18 protein-coding genes are annotated in these 18,509 nt (G+C 73.7%); 14 read left to right on the top strand and 4 right to left on the bottom strand.

Features of this window, described 5'->3' with window-relative positions:
* Window positions 1–128 precede the first annotated feature (128 nt).
* A complete protein-coding gene (locus Sdia_RS19845) occupies window positions 129–1,823 on the top strand; it encodes an FUSC family protein (protein ID WP_185393615.1) in 1,695 nt (564 codons plus the stop codon).
* The gene (locus tag Sdia_RS19840; protein WP_164380376.1) at window positions 1,820–2,356 is read left to right on the top strand and encodes a MarR family winged helix-turn-helix transcriptional regulator; all 537 of its coding nucleotides are present in this window, start codon (window positions 1,820–1,822) and stop codon (window positions 2,354–2,356) included. The genes Sdia_RS19845 and Sdia_RS19840 overlap by 4 nt, the downstream gene beginning before the upstream one ends.
* A gap of 16 nt (window positions 2,357–2,372) precedes the next feature.
* On the opposite strand, the gene Sdia_RS19835 is transcribed toward Sdia_RS19840, so the two are convergent.
* Window positions 2,373–2,765 (bottom strand): VOC family protein, encoded by a 393-nt coding sequence (locus tag Sdia_RS19835; protein ID WP_100453835.1) that lies wholly within the window; start codon window positions 2,763–2,765, stop codon window positions 2,373–2,375.
* Window positions 2,766–3,070: 305 nt separating this feature from the next.
* Between Sdia_RS19835 and Sdia_RS19830 the strand changes: the two genes are divergently transcribed.
* Window positions 3,071–3,622: a GNAT family N-acetyltransferase gene (locus tag Sdia_RS19830; protein ID WP_100453837.1), complete on the top strand. Its 552-nt coding sequence runs from the start codon at window positions 3,071–3,073 to the stop codon at window positions 3,620–3,622.
* Here Sdia_RS19830 and Sdia_RS19825 read toward each other — a convergent pair.
* Window positions 3,606–4,307, bottom strand: coding sequence for a glycerophosphodiester phosphodiesterase (locus tag Sdia_RS19825; protein ID WP_100453838.1), 702 nt, complete (start codon window positions 4,305–4,307; stop codon window positions 3,606–3,608). The two genes, Sdia_RS19830 and Sdia_RS19825, sit on opposite strands and share 17 nt — an antisense overlap.
* A gap of 375 nt (window positions 4,308–4,682) precedes the next feature.
* On the opposite strand from Sdia_RS19825, the gene Sdia_RS19820 reads away from it, so the two are divergent.
* The 4 genes from Sdia_RS19820 (at window position 4,683) to Sdia_RS19805 (ending at window position 8,674) form a co-directional block, all read left to right on the top strand.
* Window positions 4,683–6,131 carry a DUF6421 family protein gene (locus Sdia_RS19820; protein WP_100453840.1) on the top strand — a complete coding sequence of 483 codons (1,449 nt, stop codon included), beginning with the start codon at window positions 4,683–4,685 and terminating at the stop codon, window positions 6,129–6,131.
* 5 nt (window positions 6,132–6,136) lie between these two features.
* Window positions 6,137–6,904, top strand: a complete 768-nt coding sequence (locus Sdia_RS19815; RefSeq protein WP_100453842.1) for an SDR family oxidoreductase — start codon at window positions 6,137–6,139, stop codon at window positions 6,902–6,904.
* A complete protein-coding gene (locus Sdia_RS19810; protein WP_115069344.1) occupies window positions 6,901–7,971 on the top strand; it encodes a threonine aldolase family protein in 1,071 nt (356 codons plus the stop codon). Before Sdia_RS19815 ends, Sdia_RS19810 begins: the two co-directional genes overlap by 4 nt.
* An 85-nt stretch (window positions 7,972–8,056) precedes the next feature.
* The gene (locus tag Sdia_RS19805; RefSeq protein WP_189499916.1) at window positions 8,057–8,674 is read left to right on the top strand and encodes a transglutaminase domain-containing protein; all 618 of its coding nucleotides are present in this window, start codon (window positions 8,057–8,059) and stop codon (window positions 8,672–8,674) included.
* Window positions 8,675–8,748: 74 nt separating this feature from the next.
* Here Sdia_RS19805 and Sdia_RS19800 read toward each other — a convergent pair whose 3' ends face one another.
* Window positions 8,749–9,480, bottom strand: a complete 732-nt coding sequence (locus tag Sdia_RS19800) for a lysophospholipid acyltransferase family protein (RefSeq protein ID WP_115069345.1) — start codon at window positions 9,478–9,480, stop codon at window positions 8,749–8,751.
* Between the two features lie 358 nt (window positions 9,481–9,838).
* Between Sdia_RS19800 and Sdia_RS19795 the strand changes: the two genes are divergently transcribed.
* The 5 genes from Sdia_RS19795 (at window position 9,839) to Sdia_RS19775 (ending at window position 14,549) form a co-directional block, all read left to right on the top strand.
* Window positions 9,839–10,201: a TlpA family protein disulfide reductase gene (locus Sdia_RS19795; RefSeq protein ID WP_371874279.1), complete on the top strand. Its 363-nt coding sequence runs from the start codon at window positions 9,839–9,841 to the stop codon at window positions 10,199–10,201.
* A gap of 201 nt (window positions 10,202–10,402) precedes the next feature.
* Window positions 10,403–11,017, top strand: coding sequence for a flavin reductase family protein (locus tag Sdia_RS19790; RefSeq protein WP_189499917.1), 615 nt, complete (start codon window positions 10,403–10,405; stop codon window positions 11,015–11,017).
* A 201-nt stretch (window positions 11,018–11,218) separates the two neighbouring features.
* Window positions 11,219–12,004 (top strand): electron transfer flavoprotein subunit beta/FixA family protein, encoded by a 786-nt coding sequence (locus Sdia_RS19785; protein ID WP_023415802.1) that lies wholly within the window; start codon window positions 11,219–11,221, stop codon window positions 12,002–12,004.
* 96 nt (window positions 12,005–12,100) lie between these two features.
* Complete coding sequence (locus Sdia_RS19780) at window positions 12,101–13,063, top strand: electron transfer flavoprotein subunit alpha/FixB family protein (RefSeq protein WP_189499918.1); 963 nt, start codon at window positions 12,101–12,103, stop codon at window positions 13,061–13,063.
* A gap of 184 nt (window positions 13,064–13,247) precedes the next feature.
* Window positions 13,248–14,549 carry a DUF6986 family protein gene (locus tag Sdia_RS19775; RefSeq protein WP_100453853.1) on the top strand — a complete coding sequence of 434 codons (1,302 nt, stop codon included), beginning with the start codon at window positions 13,248–13,250 and terminating at the stop codon, window positions 14,547–14,549.
* A 179-nt stretch (window positions 14,550–14,728) separates the two neighbouring features.
* On the opposite strand, the gene Sdia_RS19770 is transcribed toward Sdia_RS19775, so the two are convergent.
* Complete coding sequence (locus Sdia_RS19770; protein ID WP_100453855.1) at window positions 14,729–15,769, bottom strand: LacI family DNA-binding transcriptional regulator; 1,041 nt, start codon at window positions 15,767–15,769, stop codon at window positions 14,729–14,731.
* 257 nt (window positions 15,770–16,026) lie between these two features.
* On the opposite strand from Sdia_RS19770, the gene Sdia_RS19765 reads away from it, so the two are divergent.
* Window positions 16,027–16,956: an ROK family protein gene (locus Sdia_RS19765; protein ID WP_100453858.1), complete on the top strand. Its 930-nt coding sequence runs from the start codon at window positions 16,027–16,029 to the stop codon at window positions 16,954–16,956.
* Window positions 16,957–17,201: 245 nt separating this feature from the next.
* Complete coding sequence (locus tag Sdia_RS19760; protein ID WP_100453860.1) at window positions 17,202–18,233, top strand: NUDIX hydrolase; 1,032 nt, start codon at window positions 17,202–17,204, stop codon at window positions 18,231–18,233.
* Window positions 18,234–18,509: the final 276 nt, after the last annotated feature.

The following is an 18,509-nucleotide window of genomic DNA, read 5'->3' as shown; positions in this document are numbered from 1 at the left end:
GAAGGGGGGCGCATGTGATGGCCCGATGAGCCAGGCGTGCGCCCGGCTGCCCGCAGGGGTCCCGCCGCGCGGCGGGGTAGGTGTAACGGGAAATGTTTCGCGAGTAAAACACCTGTTAAGGTCTTCGTATGAGCAGCGCACCACCCTCCACCTCCCTCACCGCCCCCGCACGGCGCGTCCACCGCCTCCCCCTCGCCGGGCTCCTCGCCCTCAAAGCGCCCGCCGACATCTGGTACAAGCGGGCGTACAGCGTGGTCGTGGCGGCCGGGCTGCCCAACATCACGCTGCTTCTGCTGGGCAGGATCGACCTCGCGATGTTCACGATGGCGGGCTCGCTGTGCGCCCTGTACTGCCACAACCTGCCGTACGCCGCCCGGGCACGGACCCTCGCGGGCGTCTGCGCCGGCATGGTCGCCGGGCTCGCGCTCGCCCTGGTCGTGGCCGCCCTCACCGACTCGCCGTACGTGCTCGTCGCCGTCGGCGCGCTGATGGCCGCCGCGCAGAAGGGCGTCTGCGACACCGTGCGGATCGGGCCGCCCGGCCCGCTCATCCTCACCTTCATCTCCTCCGCGACCCTCTTCGCGCCTTCCACCCTCGGCCAGGTGCCGGGCCGGGTGGCGCTCGCCGCCGGGGGCGCCGTCCTCGCCTGGGCCGTCTGCATGGCCCCCGCGCTCGTCCGCGGGCACGGCCCCGAGCGGATCGCGGTGAGCCGCGCGCTCCGGGCCACCGCCGCCTACGTCGCGAAGGCCCGCGAGACGGGCCCGGAGCACGCCGCCGGCGCCCGCGCCCAGGCGGCCGGAGCCACCCACGCGGCCTGGCAGTCGCTGCTCGCAGCCGGGACCCGCACGCCGGTCCGGCGCGACCTGGAACACCTGCTCGTGCACGCCGAGGCCGCCCTGTTCCGCCCGGCCGAGAGCGACTTCGCGCTGCTGCGCGACTGGGCGGACCGCACCACCGGCGCGGGCCCGGTGCCCCGTCCGGCCGACGTGGCGGACACCGCCGACGAGATCGCGGGCGTCGCCGTCGAACGTGCCTACCGGGAGACGCCCGCCCGGCGCCTGCTGCGCGGCCTCGGCCCGGGTTCGCCGCTGCTGCCCATCGTGCTGCGCACCGCCGTCGGCTGCGCCCTCGCCGGATACCTGTCGTACGCCCTCGGCGTCGGCCGTCCGTACTGGGCGATCGTCACCGCGGCCTCGATCTTCCAGGTCAACATCACCCTCACCTGGTCCCGGGGCGTCCAGCGGGTGGTCGGCAACCTCGTCGGCGTCGCCCTCTTCGTGGCCATCGCCCCGCTGAGCCACCTCAACCAGGCCGCCCTCGTCCTGTGCTGCCTGGCCTTCAACTTCGGGGCCGAGGCGCTCATCGGCCGCAACTACTGGCTCGGCAGTGTCTGCGTCACTCCGATGGCGCTGCTCATCACCGAGTTCGGCCACTTCCAGAACACCGGGGAACTCGCCGTCGACCGGATCGTCGACACGCTGGTCGGAGCCGCCGTCGGCATCCTCGCCGCCGCCCTCCTCACCAACCGGCGGGCCACCGGCCTCGTCGGCGACGCCCTCGCCGACACCGCCCGCGCCCAGGCCGCCGCCGATGCCGCCCTGGCCGCCCCGGGCACCGACCGGGCCACCCTGGAGAGCGGCCGGCGCCGCCTCGCCGGAGCCCTGGTGGAGCTGCGGCACACGGTCGACGCCGCCTCCGGCGAATGGTGGCAGCGGGCCCTGCCCCAGCAGGAGGTCCTGCTGGCCGAACAGGCCGCGCACCGTACGCTCGCGGCGACAGTACGACGACAGGGGCTCCCCGTCCCGAAGGGTGCGAGCACATGAACACCGGCACGGCAGAGCAGGGGCGGCGGGACGGCGACACGGTCGCCGGGGTGATCCGGCAGTGGCGGTCCGTCCATCCCGGTCTCGACACCGGCCCCATGGAGATCATCGGACGGGTCAACCGCTGCGCCGCCCTGCTCCAGCAGGCCGAGGACGCGCCGCTGCGCCGGGCGGGACTGACCAGAGCCGAGTTCGACCTGCTCGGCGCGTTGCGCCGGACGGGTGGCGAGCTGACCCCTGGTGAGCTGGCCCGCGAGACCTTCTCCTCCGGCGCCGCCGTGACCAAGCGGATCAAGCAGCTCCAGGAACGGAGGCTGGTCGAGCGCCGAGCCGACACCCGCGACCGCCGCGTCGCCCGGGTCCGCCTCACCGACGCCGGCCAGGACCTCGTCGACGGCATCCTCCCCGAGCAGCTCGCGTACGAGAAGGCCGTCCTCGCCGGGCTCGACGAGGACGGCCACGAGGAACTCACCGTCCTGCTCTCCGGCCTGCTCCTCCAGCTCGAGGGGCGGCTCGGCGGACTGAAGGGCTGACGGCCCCGGGGCCGTGTCAGATGCCGGGGCGGTATCTCAGGGGGTGCTCCGCGGGGATCTCCACCAGCACGATCCGGATGCCGTCCGGGTCCGCGATCCACATCTCGACCAGCCCCCAGGGCTCCTGGCGCGGCTCCCGCAGGACCTCCACCCCGCGCTCCGCCAGCTCCCGGTGGGCAGCGGCCACGTCGGCGACCTGGAGCCAGAGGACGAGGCCCGGGGTGACCGGCTCCGCGGCGCGGCCGGAGACCTCCAGGAAGCCGTTGCCGAGGAAGTACACCGTGCCCCGCTCGGGACCGGTGCCGAACTCGCGGTGGACGGCGAGCCCGAGCGTCTCGCCGTAGAAGCTCCGCGACCGTTCCGGGTCGGCGGGGCGCAACAGGGTCCGGCTGCTCAGCACATGCACCATGCGGCGAGTCTAGGGGCGTGACGCGTGCGCGGCCTTCGCGGAGGCCGGCCGGGGCCACGCGGGGTCGTCCGAAAGGCCCGCCGGTGATCGGAGGCGCCGGCGAGGGGGGGGAACGGGCGACGAGGGAACGCCGCGGAAGGTGCCCGGTGGCCGAGGGGGCGTATGCCGTGGGGTACGTACGGACCCGCCGAGTGCCCCGCCCGTATCGCGTGCCGGACCGTCCGCCGGGCCGCCGCCGGGGCGCGTTACTCTCGGCCGTGCCCGCCTCCGGCGTGCGCCCCCGCCTGCCGACGAAAGGCCGTTCCATGGACACCGTGCCCGCCCCCGCAGCCGGGGAGCTGCTGTACCGCGACGCCACCGAGGCCGACGTGGAGCAGTTGGTGGCGCTGGTGGAGTCGGCGTACCGGGGCGAGTCCAGCCGGGGCGGGTGGACCACCGAGGCCGACCTGCTCGCGGGGCAGCGGACCGACGCGCAGGACGTCCTGGACGTGATCCGGGCCGAGGGCAGCCGCCTGCTGATGGCCGAGCGGGACGGCGGACTGGTCGCCTGCTGCCAACTCGCCCACCGCGGCGACCACGCCTACTTCGGCATGTTCGCCGTCCGCCCCGGTCTCCAGGGCGGGGGAGTGGGCCGACGGGTCCTCGCCGAGGCCGAGCGCCTGGCCGTCGAGGGCTGGGGCGTGCGCGCGATGCACATGACGGTGATCTCCGCCCGCGAGGAGCTGATCGCCTGGTACGAGCGGCGCGGCTACCGGCGCACCGGCCGGACCACGCCGTTCCCGTACGGCGACGAGCGCTTCGGCCTGCCACTCCGCGACGACCTGGCCTTCGAACTGCTGGTCAAGCCGATCGGCTGACCCCGCGCAACCGGGCGGCGGCCTCCTTGATCTCGGGGAGGTCGGTGGTCACGCCGTCCGCGCCGAAGGCGAGGGCCAGCCGAAGCTGCTCCTCGGTGTTGACCGTCCAGGTGAAGAACCTCAGCCCGGACCTGTGGGCCCGCTGGGCGATCTCCAGGGTCAGGCGCCGCAGGTTGAGCACCAGGGCGGTCGCGCCGACGGCCTGCGCCCGGTCCACGACGTCCGTCCCGTAGCGGCTGGCCACGAGGGCGGTGCGGACGCCGGGCAGCAGCCGGGCCGTCTCCGCGAGGGCTTCGTCGTGGAAGGAGATGACCTCCACCCGGTCGGTGAGCCGGCGCTCGGCGAGGACCTCGGCGAGCGCGCGGGCCGCCGCCACGTCCTTGATCTCGGCCTGGATCGGGGCGCCGACGGCCTCCAGCACCTCCTGGAAGACGGGGACGCGCTCGCCCTTTCCGGCGTCGAGCTCCCGCAGTTCGGCGAGGGTCTTCTCGGCGATCGGGCCCCGGCCGTCGGTGGTCCGGTCGACCTCCGCGTCGTGCATGACGACCAGGGCGCCGTCCTTGCTCAGGTGCAGGTCGAGTTCGATCAGGTCGACGCCGGACCGCTCCGCCCGGACGAAGGACCGCAGGGTGTTCTCCGGTTCGTGGCCCATGGCGCCCCGGTGGCCGATGGTGAGGAAGTTCAAGATCCGCTCGTTTCGTCGACGGCTGTGCCGCGGCCGCGTGCGTCCGTCCCGTGCCGCGTCGACACGAAGCCTAAGGCCCTGGTCGGCGGCGGGCCGCGAAACGGGTCCCGCACGGCCCGGAACGTCCGCCTGACGTGCGCCGGGGCCACGGCGGGGCCACGCTGGAGCTACCTCCCGGGGCCGTCGGGGTCTGCGGACTCACGGTGCGGAAAGAGGCAAGAAGAGGGGTTGTATCTTCCGGCAGCCGGGTAGCGGCAGGAAAAACATCGGCGAACGAGGTGTGAGACCGCAGTTTCTTTCGGGATCTCTTGTGCTGACGTGAGGCGTCCGCCTACGGTGAGCTGCACGTGAAGTTCTTCCTGGGAGGTACGAGGCATGACGGAAATTCTTGTGCAGGACGCCGTGCGGGAGGGGCAGACTTCCGACGACCGGACTCCCCGAGTGGTGGACGACCCCGCCTGGCCGCTGCTCAAGGAGGCCGTCGAGGAACTGCGCCGCCTCCAGCGGGCCGACGGCTCCGTCGACCTCACCGCTGAGGGCGCCCCCGCCCCGGAGGCGGTCCGCGCCCTGGTCGAACGCGTGATCACCGGCGTCGAGGCCCTCGCCCCGTTCCTCCCGCACGACGCCGCGTACCACCGCGCCCTCGTCGCGGACCTCCGCCGCTGGGCCGACGAGGGCTTCGGCGTACCCGACTTCCTCGACGCGCTGCTCGCCTTCCAGCCCGCCGCCGGGCGCAGCGACGGCCTCCAGCACCTCGTCCTCTTCCCGATGTACACGCAGAACGGCAACCCCGACCGCAACTTCGAGGCGGTCGTGCTGCGCATGGTCTGGCCCGACTGGCTCGCCGACCTCGAGCGCACCCGTTACGACAACCCGCTGTTCTGCGGCATCACCTTCGAGGACTTCACCTCCGGCTACGACACCAACTCGGCCGTGCTCTTCCCGGAGACCGTCGCGGTCCGCGAGGCCCCCGAGCGGTTCACCTGGGGCGGCATCTTCTGCGACCGCGAGGCGGCCCGCTTCCGCAAGGTCACCGAGGCCGCCGTGGACATCCTGGGGCTGGAGCTGCCGGACGACATCCGCGCGCTCGTCGCCGACCAGGACCGCAGCCAGCAGGCGTTCGTCCTGTGGGACATGGTCCACGACCGCACCCACAGCCACGGCGACCTCCCGTTCGACCCGTTCATGATCAAGCAGCGCCAGCCGTTCTGGATGTACGGCCTGGAAGAGCTGCGCTGCGACCTCACCGCCTTCAAGGAGGCCGTGCGACTGGAGGCGGACGGCTTCCCGCAGGGCCGCGACGTGCAGTACACGGTCCTCTTCGACCGCATGTTCCGCTTCCCGGTCACCGGCGAGCGGAACCGGAACTACGACGGTCTCGGTGGCCAGCTCCTCTTCGCGTACCTCCACCGCCACGATGTCGTCCGCTGGACCGACAACAAGCTCAGCATCGACTGGGAGCGGGCCCCGCAGGTCACCAACCAGCTCTGCGCCGAGATCGAGAAGCTCTACCGCGACGGCATCGACCGCCCCAAGCTCGTCCACTGGTTCGCCGCGTACGACCTGGTCTCCACCTACCTCGCGCCGCACCCCGGCTCCCGCTGGGCCAAGGGCCCCGACGCCCTCGACCTCACCCTCCCGCCGCGCAAGCTCGTCGACGACGTGCTGCCCGACGAGTTCCCCCTGAGCATGTTCTACGAGGCCCTCAAGAAGAAACTCAAGGGTGTGATCGCCGCCACGAAGGGGATCACTGCCCAGGACCCCGCAACGGCCGGGTCCGCCAGTGAGACCGGTGCGGACGCCCCCGCCCCGGCGGGAAGGTGACGGCCATGAACGACACACAGCACAGCGCGCCCCCTCAGTCCCTCGAAGGAGCCGTCGTCGCGGTCGCCGGCGCGGCCGGGCCCGCCGGACGGGCCACTCTGCTGCGCCTGGCCGAGGCCGGCGCCACCGTGATCGGCGCCGACGCCGACGTCGAGCGCCTCGCCGAGGCCGTGGACGCCGCCCGCTACGCCCACGGCGGTGCCACCGTCATCGGCGAGACCATCGACCTCCTCGACCTGCACGCCACCCAGGACTGGGCCGCCCGCGTCCAGAAGGACTTCGGCCGGATCGACGGCCTGGTCCACCTGGTCGGCGGCTGGCGCGGCGGCAAGGACCTCACCGACGCCGCGCTCCAGGACTGGGACCTGCTGGAGAAGCTGCTCATCCGCACCGTCCAGAACACCTCGCTGGCCTTCCGCCCCGCCCTGGAGCGCAGCGACCGCGGCCGCTATCTGCTGATCAGCGCCGCGGGAGCCAGCAGGCCCACCGCGGGCAACGCCGCGTACGCCGCCGCCAAGGCCGCCGCCGAGGCGTGGACGCTCGCCCTCGGTGACGCCTTCCGCAAGGCCGGGGGCGACGAGGGCCCCCGCGCGGCGGCTGCGATCCTGGTGGTCAAGGCGTTGGTCCACGACGCGATGCGCGCCGAGCGGCCCAACGCGAAGTTCGCGGGCTTCACCGACGTCACCGACCTGGCCCAGGCCATCGTCGAGACGTGGGGGCGCCCCACCAGGGAAGTGAACGGAAACCGTCTGTGGCTGACCGAGAAGCCGTGAATCCACCCCGCACCGACGCACGGCGCCGCCACGATCCGCAGACCCGCGGATTCGCCAGCGACAACTACGCCGGAGCCCACCCCGAGGTCATGGCGGCCCTCGCCCTGGCCAACGGCGGGCACCAGGTGGCGTACGGGGAGGACGACTACACCGAGCATCTGCAGAGCGTCGTCCGCAGCCACTTCGGCGGCTCGGCACAGGCGTTCCCGGTCTTCAACGGCACGGGCGCCAATGTCGTCGCCCTGCAGGCGCTGACCGACCGCTGGGGCGCGGTGATCTGCGCCGAGAGCGCCCACATCAACGTCGACGAGTGCGGGGCGCCCGAGCGGGTCGGCGGGCTGAAGCTGCTCACCGTTCCCACCCCGCACGGCAAGCTCACCCCCGAGCTGATCGACCGTGAGGCCTACGGCTGGGACGACGAGCACCGTGCCATGCCGCAGGTCGTCTCGATCACGCAGAACACGGAACTGGGCACCGTCTACACCCCCGACGAGATCCGCGCGATCTGCGACCACGCCCACGAGCGCGGGATGAAGGTCCACCTCGACGGCGCGCGGATAGCCAACGCAGCGGCCGCCCTCGACGTTCCCATGCGCGCCTTCACCAACGCGGTCGGCGTCGACGTGCTGTCGTACGGCGGCACCAAGAACGGCATGCTCTTCGGCGAGGCGGTGATCGTCCTCGACCCGGACACCGCCCGCCACATGAAGCACCTGCGGAAGCTGTCGATGCAGCTCGCCTCCAAGATGCGGTTCGTCTCGGTGCAGTTGGAGGCGATGCTGGCCAAGGACCTGTGGCTGCGCAACGCCCGGCACGCCAACGCCATGGCCCGCCGCCTCGCCGAAGCCGTGGAGACGATCGACGGCGTGGAGATCGTGCACCCCGTGCAGGCCAACGCCGTCTTCGCCCGGCTCCCGCACGACGTCGGCGAACGCCTCCAGAAGCGCTTCCGGTTCTACTTCTGGGACGAGTCGGCCGGGGAGGTCCGCTGGATGTGCTCTTTCGACACGCAGGAAGCGGACGTGGACGCCTTCGTGGCGGCCCTGCGGGAGGAGATGGGGCGCTGACCCCGCACCTCGATAGCTCGCATAGGTATGCGGCCACTCGTAAATGCATTGCCATGCGGGTGGCCGCTCGCCTATGTTCTCCGGCATGTCGTCCAGTACCGCGCACCCATGGACCTCGCCCGACCACCTCCGGGCCGATGAAGTCGTCGACCACCATCACCCCGCCGTTCGCGACCTGGCCGCGACTCTCGGCGCCGACCGGCTCCCCTCGCATGAGTATGCGGAAGCGGCCTTCACGTACGTACGCGACCGGATTCCCCACTCCGACGACGTCGGCGACCCCCGCGTCACCTGGCGCGCCTCCGACGTACTGACCCGGTCCACCGGGATCTGCCACGCCAAGGCGCACGCGCTCGCCGCCCTGCTGCGGGCCGCCGGCGTCCCGGCCGGTCTCTGCTACCAGCGGCTGCGCCGGACCGACGAGGACCCGTCCACCGTCGTCCACGGCCTGATCGCCGTCGCCCTCCCCGGCGGCGACGGCTGGCACCGGCAGGACCCGCGTGGCGGCGAACCGGGCCGCGCCGCCCGCTTCTCCCTCGCCGCCGAACATCTGGCCTGGCCCGTACGCCCCGAACTCGGAGAGGCCGACCTCCCCGGCGTCCACGCCGCCGCCCACCCCCGGGTGCTCACCGCCCTGCGGAGCGCCCGCCACCGCGAGGAGCTGGGCACACTGCTTCCCGCCGACCTGACCGGCACCTCCTGAGGGGCCCGGGACGGCGAACGGGCGCCTCCCCACGCGGGGGAGGCGCCCACCGGCCGGGAAGCCCCGACGCGCGGTCAGTCCTTCTGCTCGGCCTCGCGCACCGCCTCGGGGGTCGGCGCCGTGCCGCCCAGGTGGGCCGGCATCCACCAGGTGTCCTCCGGGCCTTTGGGCCGCACCGGGTAGGCGCGCTGTGCCGCCTCCAGCAGCTCCTGCATCCGCTCCCGCAGCCGGCGGGTGATCGCCCCGGCGTACTGGTCCGCCGGGGCCGCCAGCGGCTCGCCCACGCGGATGGTGATCGGGATGTGGCTGCGCCGGAAGTTGCGCGGGTGCCCCTTCGTCCATATCCGCTGGGTGCCCCACAGGGCCATCGGGATCAGCGGGACCCCGGCCTCCTGGGCGAGGCGGGCCGCGCCGGACTTGAAGGACTTCAGCGTGAACGACTGGGAGATGGTGGCCTCGGGGAAGACGCCGATGATCTCGCCGGAGCGCAGGGAGTTGAGCGCGTGCGCGTAGGCCGCCTCGCCCTTCCTGCGGTCGACCGGGATGTGCTTCATGCCGCGCATCAGCGGCCCGGAGATCTTGTGGCGGAAGACCGAGTCCTTCGCCATGAACCGCACCAGACGCTTCTGCGGCAGCGCGGCCAGCCCGTTGAAGATGAAGTCCATGTAGCTGATGTGGTTGCTGACCAGCACCGCACCGCCGACACGCGGGATGTGCTCGGAGCCCCGGCACTCGATCTTCAGGTCGAGTGCCTTGAACATCGTTTGCGCGGCACCGATGACCGGTCGATAGACGAGTTCTGCCATGTAAGTGGGGACCCTTCTGTGCCCGGGGAGGGCTCTCCCGGCGGAAGTTACGGAGCCGTAGGTTTTCGGCGTTGCGCAGATCGTGCCCCAAGAACGGGCCGGAGACCAGCCCCGGTTCCGGTACGCCGAGAGAGCTTCGTCACGTCTGACCTGGTTCTTCCGTGCTCGAACGGCTTGAGGCGCGTGGTGCGGGCGGGGAATGGGCAGTGCCCGCCGCCGGTTCGCCTCAGGGGGACGAGTGGGCGCCCCGCGAGTGGTAGGGCCGTCGTCGCGGGCGGCGGCCCGTACGGGCAGGAGGGAAGCGATGAGTGCGAGGGCTGCGGCTGGCGGGGCGGTTCCGGAGAGGGGTGAGGCGGTCGTGGCCGACGAGCCGGCCGACGGGGCCGGTGGCGCGCGTGGCGAGGCCCCGCCGCTCACCCGCCTCGACGCCGGGGTGCTCGGGGCGGAGCTGGGGGAGCGTGCCACCCTGGTGCAGTTCTCCACCGCCTTCTGCCAGCCCTGCCGGGCGACCCGGCGCGTCCTCGCGGATGTCGCCGCCCTGGTCCCGGGGGTCGGCCATGTGGAGATCGACGCCGAGGCCCGCCTCGACCTGGTCCGCGCCGCCGGCGTCGCACGCACGCCGACCGTGCTGATCCTCGACCGGGAGGGCCGTGTCGCCCTTCGTGCCGCGGGCGCGCCCCGCAAGGCCGACGTGCTTGCGGGGCTCGCGCGGGCCCTGTGATCTCGGCGGAGGCCGAGTCGGCGGCCGGGAGTGCGGTGAAACGGCCGCGGCGCGGGTCCACCGCGCCTCACCGGGGGCGGTGTCGAGCGGCCGGACGCCGCTTCAGGCGCACGGTGGGGCCGGCGCGGAGGCCGCCCCCGGCGAGGGGGAGCGGGCCCGGCCCGCTTGACGATCCGCCCCGCCTCTCGTCAGGGTGACGCCATGCCCGCCGAACGCCGCACCGCCGCCCGACTTCCTCCGCCCGCCGGGCCGAAGTGCCGAACGCGGGAGGCGCCCGCGGTGCCCGGCCCCGGGAATCCGGACGACGGGGCGGGCGGGGGCGCGGGGGCCCGCGCCCCGCTCGGCGGATCGCCGGACCTGCTGCGGGCCGCCTTCCGGCGCCACCCGGCAGGCGTCGCGGTCGTCACCGCGCGCGGCGGTCGCCTCGCCGGGTTCACCGCCACCTCGCTCACCTCGGTCTCGGCGGAACCACCGCTGGTCTCCTTCGGCGTCGGCGCGGCCTCCCGCAGCTGGGCGGTGATCGCCGAGACGGAGCATGTCGGCGTGCACCTGCTCGGCGAGCACCAGCGGGAGCTGGCCGACACGTTCGCCCGGAGCGGAGTCGACCGGTTCGCCCCGCCGACCCGGTGGCGGGAGGGGCCCGAAGGGGTGCCCCTGCTGGAATCCGTACCCGTGTGGCTGGTGTGCCGTGTGGTGGCCCGGGTCCCGGCGGGGGACCATCGGGTGGTGGTGGCCGAGGTGGTGGCCGGTGACCCGGCGGGACCGGGCCGCCCGCTGGTCCATCACGACGGGCGTTACAACGCCTTGCGGGACTGAATCGTTCCGGGTTGGCAGACCCCGGCCGGGGTAGGCCAGATCACAGTGCAAAGCGCTTGCTTACCGGGCAGGAGCTGGGTGTACTGACGAGTAATATTTCGGTCGGAGCGCGGTCCGCCCCCATCGGGATTCGCCTCTTCAGGCGCCTATGCTGCGTTCCAGTACGCAGCCAAGAAATGACGATGCAGTAGGAGAGCCGGCGTGAGCTTGAGGATCGTTGTCTGTGTGAAGTACGTGCCCGACGCCACCGGCGACCGGCACTTCGCCGATGACCTGACCCTGGACCGTGACGATGTCGACGGTCTGCTGTCGGAGCTGGACGAGTACGCCGTCGAGCAGGCGCTTCAGATCGCCGACGAGGCGGACGACGCGGAGATCACCGTGCTGACCGTCGGCCCCGACGACGCGAAGGACGCCCTGCGCAAGGCGCTGTCCATGGGTGCTGACAAGGCCGTCCACGTCGAGGACGACGACCTGCACGGCACCGACGTCATGGGCACCTCGCTGGTGCTGGCCAAGGCGATCGAGAAGACCGGCTACGATCTGGTCATCTGCGGCATGGCCTCCACCGACGGCGTCATGGGCGTCCTCCCGGCCGTCCTGGCCGAGCGCCTGGGCGTCCCGCAGGTCACCCTCCTGTCCGAGGTCTCGGTCGAGGGCGGCACCGTCAAGGGCCGCCGCGACGGCGACACCGCCACCGAGCAGCTGGAGGCCGCCCTCCCGGCGGTCGTCTCGGTCACCGACCAGTCCGGCGAGGCCCGCTACCCGTCCTTCAAGGGCATCATGGCGGCCAAGAAGAAGCCGGTGGAGTCCCTGGACCTGGAGGACCTCGACATCGAGGCCGACGAGGTCGGCCTGGAGAACGCCTGGACCAAGGTCGACTCCGCGACGGAGCGCCCGGCCCGCACGGCCGGCACGATCGTCAAGGACGAGGGCGAGGGCGGCAAGCAGCTCGCGGCCTTCCTCGCGGAGCGGAAGTTCGTCTGAGGCGCAGCAGCCTCACCGGCCGCAGCGTGCGCGACAGCGCCGGGACCGGCCACCCCACCGCCCCCTCACCCTTCGCAAGCAGGAGATTGAAGTCCCATGGCTGAAGTTCTCGTCTACGTCGACCACGTGGACGGCGCCGTCCGCAAGCCCACCCTGGAGCTGCTGACGCTGGCCCGCCGGATCGGCGAGCCCGTCGCCGTCGCGCTCGGTGCCGGCGCCGCCGACACCGCCCCCGCGCTCGCCGAGCACGGCGCCGTGAAGGTCCTGACCGCCGACGCCTCCGAGTTCGCCGACTACCTGGTCGTCCCGAAGGTGGACGCGCTCCAGGCCGCGTACGAGGCCGTCTCCCCGGCCGCCGTGCTGCTGCCCTCCTCGGCCGAGGCCAAGGAGATCGCCGCCCGCCTGGCGCTGCGGATCGGCTCCGGCATCATCACCGACGCCGTCGACCTGGAGGCCGGCGACGAGGGCCCGGTGGCCACGCAGTCCGTCTTCGCGGCCGCGTTCACGACCAAGTCCCGCGTCTCCAAGGGCACCCCGGTCATCACCGTCAAGCCCAACTCCGCCGCTGTCGAGGCCGCTCCGGCCGCCGGCGCGGTCGAGGAGCTCTCCGTCTCGTTCTCGGAGAAGGCCACCGGCACCAAGGTCACCTCGCGCACCCCGCGTGAGTCGACCGGCCGTCCGGAGCTGACCGAGGCCGCGATCGTCGTCTCCGGCGGCCGTGGCGTCAACGGCGCGGAGAACTTCGCGATCATCGAGGCGCTCGCCGACTCGCTCGGCGCGGCCGTCGGCGCCTCGCGTGCCGCCGTCGACGCCGGCTGGTACCCGCACACCAGCCAGGTCGGCCAGACCGGCAAGTCGGTCTCGCCGCAGCTGTACATCGCCAACGGCATCTCCGGCGCGATCCAGCACCGCGCGGGCATGCAGACCTCGAAGACCATCGTGGCCGTCAACAAGGACGAAGAGGCCCCGATCTTCGAGCTGGTCGACTACGGCGTGGTCGGCGACCTCTTCGAGGTCGTCCCCCAGCTCACCGAGGAGGTCAAGGCCCGCAAGGGCTGACGACCCCGCGCGATACGCCCTGAGCCCCCGCCCCCGGCCCTCCTCGGCCGGTGCCGGGGGCTCCGGCGTACCTCCCGCGGGACGCCGGCCGGCGCCGGACCGGTGTTGACCGGAGCGGACGGCCCGGATAACTTCGCACTGCGGATCTTTGATTCCGAGAAGCGGAAATGAGGAGAGTGTGGGCATGGGTCAGCACGAGCAGGCGGCCACCAGTTTCAGCAGCGGCGTCACCGAGGAGATCGGGGCCCTGCTGGCCCCGGTCGACGCGGAGCTGGAGCGCCGCTACCCAGGCGACCCCGGCACCCGCCAGCCCGTCCACACCGTCTACGTCCCCGCCGACGCCTTCGGCCCCACCACTCTGCGCGACTGGGGCGACGCGGCTCTCGACGCCCTCGACACGCACGCCCCCGACGCCGCCTCCTTCGCCGCCGTCCTCGGCCTCGCCGACGACCTGGCCGTCCCCGTCCACGACCGCGTCCGCGCGAAGCTGGCCCGCGAGCCCGTCGAGGATCTGCGCGTCGACTTCGAGGACGGCTACGGGCCCCGCCCGGACGCCGAGGAGGACGAGGCGGCCGTCCGCGCCGCCCGCACCGTCGCCGCGGCCTACGCCGACGGCACCGCCGCTCCCTGCATGGGCATCCGGATGAAGTGCATGGAAGCGGCCGTCCGCGACCGCGGTATCCGTACCCTCGACCTCTTCCTCACCACCCTCCTCGACTCCGGCCCGCTCCCCGAGGGCCTGGTCCTCACTCTTCCCAAGGTCACCTACACCGCCCAGGTCACCGCGATGGCCCGCCTGCTGGAGGCGTTCGAGAGGACCCACGGGCTGGACGCGGGACGCCTGGGCTTCGAGATCCAGATCGAGACCAGCCAGTCCATCCTCGGCCCCGACGGCACCGCCACCGTCGCCCGCATGATCGACGCCGCCCAGGGCCGCGCCACCGGCCTGCACTACGGCACCTTCGACTACAGCGCCTGCCTCGGCGTCGCCGCCGCCCACCAGGCCAGTGACCACCCGGCCGCCGACCACGCGAAGGCCGTCATGCAGGTCGCCGCCGCCGGCACCGGCGTGCGGGTCAGCGACGGCTCCACCAACGTGCTGCCCGTCGGCCCCACCGCGCGGGTCCACGACGCCTGGCGCCTGCACTACGGTCTGACCCGCCGCGCCCTGTCCCGCGCCTACTACCAGGGCTGGGACATGCACCCCGCGCACATCCCGACCCGTTACGCCGCCGTCTTCGCCTTCTACCGCGAGAGCTTCGAGCGGGCCGCCGCCCGCCTCGCCGCCTACGCCAACCGCACCGGCGGAGACGTCATGGACGAGCCCGCCACCGCCAAGGCCCTCAGCGGCCACCTCCTGCGCGGCCTGGAGTGCGGCGCTCTCGACAACGGCGAGGTCGCCCGCCTGAGCGGCCTCACCCGCGCCGATCTGGAGACGTACGCCCGTCCCCGCCGCGCCGAACTGGGCGGCGGGCGGGGGGCCTGACCGGCCGCCGGGCGGCGCGGCCCCACCGCCGCCCGCCCGGCGGAAGCGCGCGCGGGGGCCAGGGTGCTCGCCGCTCCCGAGGCCGGCCACGGTGTCCGCCGCCTGGCGCGCCACCCGCGTGCCTGCGCGCTCGCCGCCGCGGCCGTCCCCGGCGCACGCTCCACGGGGAGTCTGCCGTCCTACTCCCCGGCCGGCGGCAGTTCGCCCGAGCCGCGCACGATCAGACGGGTCGGCAGCTCCACCCGGCGGGCCCGGGCCGGTCGGCCCTCCAGGCGCCCGAAGAGCAGGTCGGCCGCGGTCCGCCCGATGAGTGCGGCGTCCTGCGCCACGACGGTCACCCCGGGCCGCAGCAGATCGCCCAGTTCGACGTCGTCGAAGCCGACCAGGGCCACGGGCCACTCCCGGCCGGCCAGCACCCGCAGCGCGGTGACGGTGACCCGGTTGTTCCCCGCGAACAGGGCGGTGACCGGCTCCGGGCCCGAGAGCATCCGCACGGTCTCCCTCGCCACCCGCTCCGCGCCGGTCGGCCCCATCGACACCCAGCGCTCGTCGACCGGCGCGCCCGCCTCCGCCATGGCCTGCCGGTAGCCGCGCAGGCGCTCGGCGGCGGTGTGGATGTGCGGCAGGTCGCCGATGAAACCGATCCTGCGGTGCCCGTGCGCGAGGAGGTGGGCGACGCCCTCACGGGCGCCGCCCGCGTTGTCGGAGAGGACGGCGTCGGCCTCGATGCCCCCGGCCGGGCGGTCGACGAAGACCGTGGCGACCCCGGCGGCGATCTCCGGCTCCAGGTAGCGGTGGTCCTCGCCCGCCGGGATGACCACCAGGCCGTCCACCCGGCGGGCGCACAGGGCGAGGGCCAACTCCCGCTCCCGGTCGGGGTCCTCGGCGCTGGAGCCGTTGATGAGCAGGGCGCCGTGGCCGCGGGCGACCTCCTCCACGGCGCGACTGAGGGGCCCGTAGAACGGGTCGGCGAGGTCCTCCAGGATCAGTCCCACGCTGGCGGTGCGGCCCTTGCGCAGCACCCGTGCGCTGTCGTTGCGCCGGAAGCCGAGCGCGTCGATCGCCTCGCGGACCCGCCGCTCGGTCTCGACCGTCACCCCGGGCTCGCTGTTGACCACCCGGGAGACGGTCTTCAGCCCCACCCCCGCCCGGGCGGCCACGTCCTTCATGGTCGGGCGGTTGCCGTAACGCGGTGCGGGGCGGTGGGCGGTCTGGGCCACGGTGCGCTGTCCTGTCCTCGGTCCGGACGCGGGTCCGGTGCCTGGCATGGCCAGCCGCCGGTGTGCCGGCCCCGCCTGCCGCGGAGCGGACGCCCGGCCCGGTCGCGCGAACGGCCGGTCTGGCCCGGCCTGTCGGGGCCGTGGCGTCGAGCATAGAGTGTAGACAACGTTGTCAAGCCGGAGAGACAATGGATCAGGACCAAGAGACGTACTCAGAGGCGCCCGCGACGGCCGGTGCCCGCACAGGAGCTCCGACCGTGACCCGTACCGACCTGACCGCCGCACTCGACATCGGCGGGACCAAGATCGCCGCCGCCCTGGTCGACCGGGAGGGGCGTGTCGTCCTGCGGGCGCGACGGCCGACCCCGGCCGGCCAGGACGGTGAACGGGTGGTGGGCGCCGTCCACGCCGCGCTCGGGGAACTCGCCGCCCGGCCCGAGTGGGAGCGGGTGGGCGCGCTCGGCATCGGCAGCGCCGGACCGGTCGACGCCTCCGCCGGCACGGTCAGTCCGGTGAACATCCCCGGCTGGCGTGACTTCCCGCTCGTCGAGCGGGTCCGGGAGGTGGTGGGGGCGCGGCCGGTCCGGCTGATCGGCGACGGCGTCGCCGTCGCGGCCGCCGAACACTGGCAGGGCGCGGCGCGCGGCTACGACGACGCCCTCTGCATGGTCGTCTCCACGGGTGTCGGCGGCGGGCTGGTCCTCGGTGGCCGCCTGCACGCCGGGCCCAGCGGGAACGCCGGCCACATCGGCCACATCAGCGTCGACTTCGACGGCGAGCTGTGCCCGTGCGGCGGCCGGGGCTGCGTCGAACGCATCGCCAGCGGCCCGCACATCGCCTCCCGCGCCCTGGCGCGGGGGTGGCGTCCCGGACCCGACGGCGACACCTCGGCGGCGGCGGTGGCCGCCTCCGCCCGGGCGGGGGACCCGGTGGCCGGCGCGGCCTTCGTCAGGGCGGGCCGGGCGCTGGCCGCCGGGATCGCGGCCACCGCCACGCTCACCGAGGTCCGGATCGCGGTGATCGGTGGAGGGGTGGCCGCCGCCGGCGAGGTGCTCTTCGACCCGTTGCGCCGGGCGCTCGACGAGTACGCCACGCTCGCCTTCGTACGTGGCCTGACCGTGGTCCCCGCGAGGACCGGGGCGGACGCCGGACTCATCGGCGCGGCCGCCGCGGTCCTCCGGGGGTGACGGCCGGGGCCGGGGCCCGGAGGCGGCAGCGCAGCCGCCTGAACGGGCGTACGCCCCCGCGGGTGCGCAGCGCCTGGTGAGGGCGGGGCAGGGTAGGGGCGCCAGTCGCACAAGACCGGCGCACAGTCGCTCTCTGGGGCGCACGACCGGCGCATTCGGCGGCGGGCGGCCCTCTCTGAAGGTGAGTGGTTTCCGTGGCACTGTGGGGCGGGCAGGCCACTGGCGTCTACGGATGAGGGGGGACCGTGATCATCTGGATCAACGGTGCGTTCGGGGCGGACCAGACCGCCGTGGCGAAGGAACTGACCGAGCTGCTCCCGCGGAGCGTGCTCTTCGACCCGGAGACCGTCGAGGAACAACTCGTGCGGCTGCTGCCGCCGAAGCGGCTGGCCGAGGTGGCGGACCTCCAGGAACTCCCGATGTGGCGGCGGCTCGTGGTCGACACGGCCGCCGCGCTGTTCGCGGAGACCGGGTCGGAGGTGGTCGTCCCCGGCAGTCTGCTGCGCCAGGAGTACCGGGACGAGATCTTCGGGGCGCTGGCGGCCCGGCGCATCGCGGTGAGCCACGTGCTGGTCGACCCTGGGGAAACGATCCTGCGGGCCCGGGCCGCCGAGCCGCCCGCCGGGGCCCGCACCGCTTCCCGCCACCCGCACGACGCCGCCGCGTACGGCGCCGTACTCCTCGCCTGGCTCGCGGCGGACGCGTACGTCCTCGACACCCGCGAACTGTCGCCGCCGCAGACCGCGCGTCGCATAGCCGACCTCCTCCACGAGGGCGGGGCCCGGGCCTGCGACATCGTCCAGACGCCCGAGCCGACGGCCGAGACCGTCGCGTCGGGGGTCCTGCTCTTCGACGAACGGGACCGGGTCCTGCTGGTCGACCCGACCTACAAGCCCGGCTGGGAGTTCCCCGGGGGCATCGTCGAGCCGGGGGAGGCGCCCGCCGCCGCCGGAGTGCGCGAGGTCGCCGAGGAGACCGGGCTGCACCTGGACCGAGGCGTGCTGCGCCTGTTGGTCATGGACTGGGAACCACCCGTACCTCCCGGCTTCGGCGGCCTGCGGCTGCTCTTCGACGGAGGGCGGCTGGACAGCCGCGAGGCCGGCGGGATGCTGCTGCCCGGACCGGAGTTGCGAGCCTGCCGCTTCGTCGGCCTCGACGAGGCGGAGGAGCTGCTGCCGCCGGTACGGTTCGAGCGGTTGCGGTGGGCCGTGGCGGCTCGGGGTTCCGGAGGGCCGCTCTACCTGGAGCGGGGGATTCCGCTGCGGTGGGGGAACTGACGGCGCATCGGTCGCGTCAAGGCGGGACTGCCCCGGCCGGCGACGCGTGTGACACCGCTCGCCCCGCGGCGGCCCACCCGGCCCTCCTCGACAGCCTCTCCGCTCTTCGAGGGACGGGAGCCCGGTTGTGGGCGCGGTGAGCAGGCTGGAGACGGCCACCCCGGCGGAGCGGGACCGGTGACGGGGGTGCGCCGAGGTGGCGTGAGGGCGAAGGCCGGTACCCGACGGCGGGATCTCGGCCGTGCCGGAGCCGGAGGACACGACGGGCGCGGACGC

Origin of the sequence: Streptomyces diastaticus subsp. diastaticus (assembly GCF_011170125.1) — a bacterium.
GTDB classification, from domain to species: Bacteria; Actinomycetota; Actinomycetes; order Streptomycetales; family Streptomycetaceae; genus Streptomyces; species Streptomyces diastaticus.
Note: the sequence above shows the minus strand (reverse complement) of the source record. Positions and strands in the feature narration are given on the sequence as shown.

Excerpts from the sequence above, each read along its gene's own strand:
- Sdia_RS19780 (WP_189499918.1), top strand. The coding sequence starts at position 12,101 with ATGGCTGAAGTTCTCGTCTACGTCGACCACGTGGACGGCGCCGTCCGC.
- Sdia_RS19790 (WP_189499917.1), top strand. The coding sequence starts at position 10,403 with ATGCCCGCCGAACGCCGCACCGCCGCCCGACTTCCTCCGCCCGCCGGG.
- Sdia_RS19800 (WP_115069345.1), bottom strand. The coding sequence starts at position 9,480 with ATGGCAGAACTCGTCTATCGACCGGTCATCGGTGCCGCGCAAACGATG.
- Sdia_RS19830 (WP_100453837.1), top strand. The coding sequence starts at position 3,071 with ATGGACACCGTGCCCGCCCCCGCAGCCGGGGAGCTGCTGTACCGCGAC.
- Sdia_RS19805 (WP_189499916.1), top strand. The coding sequence starts at position 8,057 with ATGTCGTCCAGTACCGCGCACCCATGGACCTCGCCCGACCACCTCCGG.
- Sdia_RS19835 (WP_100453835.1), bottom strand. The coding sequence starts at position 2,765 with ATGGTGCATGTGCTGAGCAGCCGGACCCTGTTGCGCCCCGCCGACCCG.
- Sdia_RS19820 (WP_100453840.1), top strand. The coding sequence starts at position 4,683 with ATGACGGAAATTCTTGTGCAGGACGCCGTGCGGGAGGGGCAGACTTCC.
- Sdia_RS19845 (WP_185393615.1), top strand. The coding sequence starts at position 129 with ATGAGCAGCGCACCACCCTCCACCTCCCTCACCGCCCCCGCACGGCGC.
- Sdia_RS19815 (WP_100453842.1), top strand. The coding sequence starts at position 6,137 with ATGAACGACACACAGCACAGCGCGCCCCCTCAGTCCCTCGAAGGAGCC.
- Sdia_RS19840 (WP_164380376.1), top strand. The coding sequence starts at position 1,820 with ATGAACACCGGCACGGCAGAGCAGGGGCGGCGGGACGGCGACACGGTC.
- Sdia_RS19775 (WP_100453853.1), top strand. The coding sequence starts at position 13,248 with ATGGGTCAGCACGAGCAGGCGGCCACCAGTTTCAGCAGCGGCGTCACC.